The 6,830-nt window shown below is 69.9% G+C and carries 7 protein-coding genes; 5 read left to right on the forward strand and 2 right to left on the reverse strand.

All coding sequences use genetic code 11. The features are described from left to right. Positions 1-111 precede the first annotated feature (111 nt). Positions 112-1,179 carry a Gfo/Idh/MocA family protein gene (locus tag ACWGIC_RS44070; protein ID WP_452081901.1) on the reverse strand — a complete coding sequence of 356 codons (1,068 nt, stop codon included), beginning with the start codon at positions 1,177-1,179 and terminating at the stop codon, positions 112-114. A 91-nt stretch (positions 1,180-1,270) separates the two neighbouring features. Here ACWGIC_RS44070 and ACWGIC_RS44075 point away from each other — a divergent pair, with 91 nt between their 5' ends. Then, entirely contained in the window at positions 1,271-1,909 is a 639-nt protein-coding gene (locus tag ACWGIC_RS44075) for a TetR/AcrR family transcriptional regulator (RefSeq protein WP_452081902.1), read from the forward strand. On the opposite strand, the gene ACWGIC_RS44080 is transcribed toward ACWGIC_RS44075, so the two are convergent. Then, positions 1,833-2,267: a MarR family winged helix-turn-helix transcriptional regulator gene (locus ACWGIC_RS44080; protein ID WP_452081903.1), complete on the reverse strand. Its 435-nt coding sequence runs from the start codon at positions 2,265-2,267 to the stop codon at positions 1,833-1,835. The genes ACWGIC_RS44075 and ACWGIC_RS44080 overlap by 77 nt on opposite strands. Positions 2,268-2,368: 101 nt before the next feature. Between ACWGIC_RS44080 and ACWGIC_RS44085 the strand changes: the two genes are divergently transcribed. The 4 genes from ACWGIC_RS44085 (at position 2,369) to ACWGIC_RS44100 (ending at position 6,691) form a co-directional block, all read left to right on the forward strand. Next, the gene (locus ACWGIC_RS44085) at positions 2,369-3,187 is read left to right on the forward strand and encodes an MBL fold metallo-hydrolase (protein WP_452081904.1); all 819 of its coding nucleotides are present in this window, start codon (positions 2,369-2,371) and stop codon (positions 3,185-3,187) included. Positions 3,188-3,197: 10 nt separating this feature from the next. After that, positions 3,198-3,797, forward strand: coding sequence for an AAA family ATPase (locus tag ACWGIC_RS44090; protein ID WP_452081905.1), 600 nt, complete (start codon positions 3,198-3,200; stop codon positions 3,795-3,797). Positions 3,798-4,046: 249 nt separating this feature from the next. Then, the gene (locus tag ACWGIC_RS44095; RefSeq protein ID WP_452081906.1) at positions 4,047-5,690 is read left to right on the forward strand and encodes an SDR family NAD(P)-dependent oxidoreductase; all 1,644 of its coding nucleotides are present in this window, start codon (positions 4,047-4,049) and stop codon (positions 5,688-5,690) included. Then, complete coding sequence (locus ACWGIC_RS44100) at positions 5,687-6,691, forward strand: hypothetical protein (RefSeq protein ID WP_452081907.1); 1,005 nt, start codon at positions 5,687-5,689, stop codon at positions 6,689-6,691. The genes ACWGIC_RS44095 and ACWGIC_RS44100 overlap by 4 nt, the downstream gene beginning before the upstream one ends. Positions 6,692-6,830: the final 139 nt, after the last annotated feature.

The raw sequence follows: 6,830 nt of genomic DNA on the forward strand, positions 1-6,830 counted from the left end.
ATCCGGGGCGGCACTCGTCGCCCCTCGGCATCTGTGCGGTGTTTTGCGATCGGAGCGAGCGCTGGGTGTCTCGCGCGACGGATCTTTTCTGATCGCAAGCCGTATAGGTCGTTATACATTTGAGAGAAGCTCGTGCAGCCGGCGGGCAACGGCGAAGTCCGGCACCGTGTTCGTTCCTTCTCGAAGATCCGCCGCCAGCTGTTCGTAGACATGGCCCACATTCGCCGCCTGGACGGGCAAATCGCTCGCCTCCCCCACCGGAACCACCGTCCATTCCGGACTTCCCGGGCGCGACAAGTGAAGGCCCAGCCAGCCGATCTGCAGTTGCGCGGCCCACGGGTCGGCGTCCGGCACGGAAGTCAGCGCGAGATTTCCTTCGGTGCCCGCGATTTCGATCCGCGTCCGGGGCAGCACCGCTTCCCCGTCGTGCAGGTGGACGGAAACCACTGCCCCGCCGTCGAGTTCGGCGTGTGCGAGGAAGTGGTCCGGCGCAGTGGCCGTGATCGGCTCGCCCGTCTCGGCGACGCGATGCGAGCTGTTCCGGATTGCGGTACGGGCGGTCAGCTCGCGGATCGGTCCCAGCAGGTGCTGCACCAGATCGAGCGCGTGCCCGCCGAGGACTTCGACCAGGCCGGCACCGGCGCGGCGGTCGTAGGTGTAGGCCGTCCATCCGGGAACCTCGCGAGTGTTTCCTTTGCTGCGCGAGCTGTAGACGGTCGCGGACTGCACCGTGCCGATCTCCCCCGCCGCGATCATCGCGTGAGCCCGGCGGACGGCGGGCGAGAATCGCGCCTGCAGACCGACGGCCGTACGCACCCCGGCCCGCTCCCCCGCCGCAGCCAAGGCGGCGGCTTCCTCCGCGGTCGTCGTCAGCGGCCACTCGCAGTAGACGTGCTTGCCCGCCTCCAGAGCGGCCGCCACCAGCTCGACGTGCGCGGGCACCTTCACCGTGACAACAACCAGGTCGACGTCGGGATGCCCGGCGAGGCTCCGTGCGTCAGTGAAAGCGTGTCGCGCCTTGAAGCGGACACGTGCCTCTTCCGCACTGCTGGTGCGAGTCGTCGCGACCGCCGTGAGCGCGAAGTCGGGCGACGCCGCAATCGCGGGGACATGTGCCCGCGCGGCCCAGCCTCGATCCGGGTTCGCGCCGAGGATTCCGACGCCGATCGGCTTGGTCAAGCCCCCACCTCCACTAAGCGGGTCATCCTGTTCCGGTTCCGTCAAGCTACCAGAAGCGGAACAGAGTGACCCGCTTGGTTAGACTGCGGGAATGCCGGACTCCGCCGTCGCCGCACTGCTCGCCCAAGGCCGCCCGCGCGCCGACGCGCAGCGCAATGTCGAGCGGCTGGTCGCGGCGGCCCGCGAAGCGCTCGACGAACTGGGGCTCGCAGTCACGACCCGCGACATCGCGCAACGCGCGGGCGTCGGCCTCGGCACGCTGTATCGGCGCGTCCCGTCGCTGGACGCCCTCCTCGCCGCGATCCTCACCGACACGATCGACGAGATGACCGAACTCGCCGCGCACGCGCTCGACTCCCCCGACCCGTGGCTGGGCTTCGCGGAATTCGCCGAGGCCTATGTCCAGCTGCGCGCGTCAAGCTGCGGGCTGCACGACGCGCTGTCCGGCCGCGGCGAGCAGCTTGAGCTGGAACCACGCATCACCCGCCTGCGACGAGCGATGCGACACCTGGTCCAGCGCGCGCAAAAGGCCGGAACGCTCCGCGCCGACCTCGACTGGCGGGACGTTCCGTTCGCGCTCGCCACCGCAATCCCGCCCGGCCGCACGGTCGGCCTGGTCCCGGGCGAAGATCAGTGGCGGCGGAATCTGCGCATCATCCTCGACGGCCTCCGCTCGGCACGATCGCCTGCTCCAGAAGGCCCTGCAGCACCCGCTGCTCCTTCGCATTGAGCCCGGCCAGCGGCGAATCCCGGGCCAGCAGTTCGAGCAGCCGCTCGCGCAGCGCCGTGCCGTCCCCGGTCAGGATGAGATGTTTGGCGCGCCGGTCGGTCGGATGCGCACGACGCTCGATCAGCCCTTGCTTCTCCAGCTTGTCGACGACGAACGTGGCGTTCGACGGTTCGCAGCTCATCCGCTCGGCCAGCTCGCGCATGGTCATCGGACCGGTCAGCTCCCGCAGCGCGGTCGCCTGCGCGGCGGTCAGCCCCAGCGCCGTCGCGCGCTCGCGGACGTGGTCGGCGATCTGCTGCGCCAGCCCGTTCACCAGACCGCACAGCTCCCGTTCGGCGATCGCCTGAGGTTCCGTCATGGGTCCATCCTAGCAACTCCATCAAGTCAGAATATTTAAAGCTTGAATGTTTCTAACTTGATGCTTATGGTCGGAGGCGACTGAGGGAAGGGAACGAAACCGTGCTCGACGACCGACTGCGCAGACCAGCGGCACTCCGTACCGTGCACCTGGGCGAGACAAAGGTGTCCTTCGTGCCGGACGGTGCGGTGCAAGGGGATCCGCGCCGATGGCTGCCCGACAGCACCGCCGAGACCTGGGCCGCCCGCCCGGAGTACCTGGACGACGACGGCTACCTCGTCGCGAGCATCGGCGGCCTCCTGGTGGAACGCGACGGCCGCGCGCTGCTGATCGACACCGGGTTCGGACCGCAGTCGCTGCCCGCCGAGCCGGGCGCACCGAACGGTGCGCTGCACGGCGGCGCACTCCTCGACAGCCTGGCCGCACTCGGGCGAAAGCCGCAAGACATCGAGACGGTCGCGCTCACGCATCTGCACTCGGATCACGTCGGCTGGGCCGGGCAGCTGGCGTTCCCCCTGGCCGAATATCTGGTCACGGAACCGGAATGGGCTCAGCGCGAGGCGTCCGGAGAGAGTGCCGCGTTGGCACCGCGGGTCCGCACGATCCAGGACGGGCAGGAAGTGTTTCCCGGCGTCCAAGTTCGCTTCGCCGCCGGGCATACGCCGGGGCACGCCGAATACGTGATCACCGACGGCGGCCAGCGGCTGATCGCGTTCGGCGACTCGGTCCATTCGCCGATACAGATCGAAAATCCGGGCTGGTCCTGCGTGTACGACCACGATCCGGCCGAGGCCGCCAGCCACCGCCGGAAACTCGTCGCGGAACTGGCCGAACCCGGGACGATCGGCTTCGGGAACCACTTCGCCGACGTCGTCTTCGGGCGCGTCCGCGACGGCCGCTGGCAGCCGCTCGGCCGCTAGGGTCGGGCGGATGGTCCGGCTGATCCACCTCAACGGTCCGTCCGGCATCGGGAAATCCACCGTCGCGCGGCGCTACGCCGATCTGCACCCGGGAGTGCTCGCTCTCGAAGCCGACCAGGTGGTCACGATGATCGGCGGCTGGCGGGCCGCGTTCTGGGACACGCTGCCCGCCGCGCGACGGCTCGCGCTCGCCATGGCGGAAACGCATCTGCGGGCCGGACACGACGTGGTCCTGCCGCAGCTGGTGACTCGCGTCGAGCAGGCCGAACGGTTCGAAGAAGCGGCGCGCGCGGCGGGCGGCGAGTACATCGAGATCATGCTTGCCGCGCCCCGGTCGCAGGCGAAGGCCCGGTTCGCCGCACGCGGCGACCACGCGGCGGCCGACGCGATGGCCGAACTGGGCGGCCCGGTCCTGCTCGACCGCATCCACGACCACGTCGCGGAATACCTCCCGCTCCGTCCACAGTGCACAGTGCTGGACACCGGACGCCTCGATCCGGGCGAAACGTGCGCGGAAGTCGCGGAGATCGTTGCCCGCCGAGCACCGGCGGGGGCACCGCGTGCACGGAACGGGGACCAAACGGGTAACCCTCCGCCCAGTCCGGCCTGAGCGCGGTATATGTCGAGGAGTGCCAGGACACAGAGCCGACGCGGTCCGGCCGCTGCCAGCCGGGCGGACCGCGCGCCGCGAGCGGACCGGACCCGCGTTCGCCGTGCTACTGGCCGCCGCGACTGATTCCAGCGCAATCCCGGGAACCGCGCCCTTCGACGGCGCGGCCGCGGCCGGCACCTCCGAACCCGGCCTGGCGACGGCATTCCTCGACCCGATCCCGCGCACGTCCTTCCGGAAGAGACTCCCATGCCAGAACCCGCTGCCCGCACGGATTTCCCCACGCCGCCCTGGCTGCTCAGCGCGACCGACCGCGTCGCCCTGCGCGCCTTCGCCGCGAGCCTCCTCGACAGCACGGCGTCCGACCTCGACCTGGCCTACTCCCTCGCCACCCGCACCCCGCTGGCGCACCGCGTCCTGGTCCCGGCGGGCGACCGAACCGCCCTCGAAGCGGTCGCGAGCGGCACAACGACCGGCGAGACCGTGTCAGAGCGTCCCCGGCTGACCTTCGTCTCCCGCGGCAGCAAACTCTCTCCGGGCCGAGAAACCGAATTCTCCCAACGGTTTCCTCTCTTCTCCGAGACTTTCGACGCGATGTTAGGCGATTATCAGGACTGGCTCTTCGCTTTCCAAGCCGCACTGTGCTCCCTGGTGGAATCATGGGGCCTCCGACCGGAAGCCGTCGCCCGCGTGACCAGGCGGCCCTGGGACGACACCAGCCTCGTCCTGGACCTCACCCCGTCCTCGGTCCGGGAGCTTCTCGCCGAACTCGCCCGGCTGCACACCGCGGGCATTCCCGTCGCCTGGAACAAGGTTTTCGCCGGGAGCGGCGCGCGGCGGGTCGACCTGCCCGGCGAAAGCCTGCTCTACCGTCCTCGATGGATTCCCGTGCCAGCGAAGCCCGGCCAAGCCGAAATCCTCGAAATCCCCGCCGGCGGCGACCTCCACTCCCTTGCCGCCGACACCCTGCACAAGCTGCAGCACCGCGAGGACCGGCTCGTCGTCGTGACCACCAACGCGACCGGACCCAACCCCGACCTCGCGAGCGCCGCCGTGCGGGGCCTGGTCAACGCGGCCGGAATCACCGCCGTCGACCTCGACCAGCCGACCCCCGCCACCGAGATCCTCGACCTCGTCGGCGGCAGCACCGAACCTCAGCTCGCTGTCCGCGACGGTGTCCCGCACGCCTTCCGGATCTCCCCCGCGACCGCCTCCACTGCCCGGCCCATCGACCCGGCCGGCACTGTCCTCGTCACCGGCGGCACCGGCCGGATCGGGGCCCTGCTGGCCGAGCACCTCGTCGCCGAGCACGGCGTCCGGCACCTCGTGCTGGCGAGCCGGAGCGGTCCCGCCGCCCCCGGCGCCGAACACCTCCAGGCAGGTCTCGACGCGGACGTCCGCATCGCCGCCATCGACGTCGCCGACCCGGACCAGGTCGAAAGCCTCATCGCTTCTTGCGACCCGCCGCTGACGGCTGTGATCCACTGCGCCGCCGTATTCGACGACGACGTCCTCGCGGCGCGAACCCCTGCCTGCCTCGACCCGGTCCTGCGCGCCAAAGCCGACTCCGCGCGGATCCTCCACGAAGCGACGAAACACCTGCCGCTGTCGGCGTTCGTGCTCTTCTCGTCTCTCGCGGGCACCTTCGGCGAAGCCGGGGAGCCGCACTACTCCGCCGCCAACCGGTTCCTCGACGCCCTTGCCACCCATCGCCGGGCGAACGGTCTGCCCGCCGTCTCGATCGCTTGGGGCAAATGGGACACCGCGCTCTTCGACGCCGCTCTCGGCAGCGAAGAACCGGTCTTGCTCGGCCCGGATGACGAATACCCCGGCCGGAAGGTGACATCCGTCATCGGGTCCGCCCGCCGCGGGCTCCAATACTCAATGCCATGAACAAGATCCGGGCCGCCGCCGCGGCCGCCGCTCTCACCGCCGGGCTCACCGTCTTCGCCCCGGCCGCCGCCGACGCCACGACCTCGGCACTGACTTTCGGCATCTACCCCGGCGGTTACGCGGGCGGCGGCTCCACCACCGGCAAACCCGACAATCCGGCCAAGGTCAAGAAAGCCTTGGCACAGCTGCAATCCGGCCACAAGCCGTTCCTGCTCCGCGACTACCTCGGCTGCGGCAGCGCCTTCCCGGACGACGAAATGCAGTACCTCGCACCGGGCCGCCGGCTCGACGTCGTGCTCAGCTACTCCGGCGAGAGCATGCCGGAATGGCAGACCTGCGTGGAGAACACGGTCCACCGCTACGGCCCGGTCGCCGACACGATCTCGGTGACCCTCGAACAGAACGTGCTGCCCAAGCCGAACGGCGACGACGCCTTGGTGCGAGGCGTCATCGCGGGCAAGAAGGCAGCCGACCGGGACGGATTCGACCGGCTGCAGCTCGGTTTCGACGAGGTCGCCTTCACCCGGCCGTTCACCCAGTTCTGGCAGCACCTCGCCCAGCTCGGCGGCGCGGAGTTCAGCCGGTCGGTCGGCTTCGTCGGCGTCGACCTCTACCCGGACGCCGGGCTGCCCGGCATCCCTCCGCAGTCCGACCTCGCCGGGTTCGTCCACCAGACCCTGCACAACGTCCGCACGCAGGAGATGCCGATCGCCGGTCTCGGCCGCGACGTGCCGATCCGGGTGTCGGAGAACGGCTGGGCGACGCACACCGCCGAGCGCACGCCCGCCGACCAGGCCCGCGCGCTCACCACGGAGATCCTGGCGATCAACCAGGACCGCGTCACGGAGAACGTAGCCAGCTACGAGATGTTCGACCTGCGCGACGACGTCACCGGCTCCCCCAGCCCGTTCGACAACTTCGGTCTCCTGACCGACGACTACACCCCGAAGCCGATGTACTGGCTGTATCGCGGTCTGATCTCGGCCCTCGGCCGGTCCTGAGCGTTTTTTGCTTTGAACGCGAGCCGGGGGGGGGGGGGGTGTTTTGGGTGGCGGCGCGCCCGCGGGGGAAGGTTGATGATATGAAATAAAAGGAAGTAATAGACAGCAGAGGAGCGAGAGGGGCGGCCAGCCCCGGGAC

It is taken from the genome of Amycolatopsis sp. NPDC054798 (genome assembly GCF_053611505.1).